Below are 831 nucleotides of genomic sequence, written 5' to 3'. Positions count from 1 at the left end.
ACGTAGGTCTAATCCTGGACCTGCATCTTGCAGACTCTGTGAGGAGTAATTTCCGGCAGGAGCCAGAAATTACCGGATTTTATGCAATAGTCTGGTTTCACGATCGCTTAATCACCCCCCAGGAATCCCCGACTATATCCTGGCAAACCATTAGGGGTCGAGAATGGAGTCGCCTCCATTCCCTCCCATTCAGAACCGTACATGAGACTTTCACCTCATACGGCTCCTAGTCTGACTGCTCCATTGTTAAGGATACAGCTCTGGCATTGTCAAGTGCCGTTTTATCATCGCGGGTGTGGCGGTGTAGTAGTTGAAGGTTTTTGTATTCATCCTTTCCGCTTTGGCTTCGAGGTACAATGTGGTCTACTTCAACTATATCTGTTGGTGCGAAATACAATCCACACCATTTACACTTGCCTTTTTGCTTTTTGAGTAGTTTTGCTACCCTGTTAGGCGTGTCGATTGCTTGTCCTTTTCTGGTTGCCCAGTAAGTCCAGTTTCCGTCGTAGGGTGTTGCATCGGGGCGTATTGGGGTGTGTCTGACCAATGGAGTCCAGTTATGTTTCCATAGTTGGAATCCATCTTTAGTTTGGAATAACCAAGATTCATGCCTTTCTTTCGCATTACTAAGTCTAACCGTTCCATGTCTGAAATAGTTTGTTAGCTTTTCGTGGTTTGCCTTTCCGCATCTTGATACTGTCCATGCCCGTAACATTAGCCAGGTTATATGGTCTAGCTTAACGAAGGTCTCTGATGAGACGACCCCTGAATAGTAATTTGACCATCCCCGAATAATTGGGTTTAGTTTGCTTATCAGGGCTGATTGAGGTG

At 45.7% G+C, this 831-nt stretch carries 2 protein-coding genes; one reads left to right on the top strand and one right to left on the bottom strand.

All coding sequences use genetic code 11. The features are described from left to right. A partial coding sequence (locus tag P5674_RS25380) for a hypothetical protein (protein WP_315642845.1) occupies nucleotides 1-230 on the top strand: 230 nt, incomplete at its 5' end. Here P5674_RS25380 and P5674_RS25375 read toward each other — a convergent pair. Next, a partial coding sequence (locus P5674_RS25375) for a group II intron maturase-specific domain-containing protein (protein ID WP_315670440.1) occupies nucleotides 227-831 on the bottom strand: 605 nt, incomplete at its 5' end. The genes P5674_RS25380 and P5674_RS25375 overlap by 4 nt on opposite strands.

The organism is Limnospira sp. PMC 289.06, from assembly GCF_032350395.1.
GTDB lineage: Bacteria > Cyanobacteriota > Cyanobacteriia > Cyanobacteriales > Microcoleaceae > Limnospira > Limnospira platensis.
This window is presented reverse-complemented; position numbering and strand designations above follow the sequence as displayed.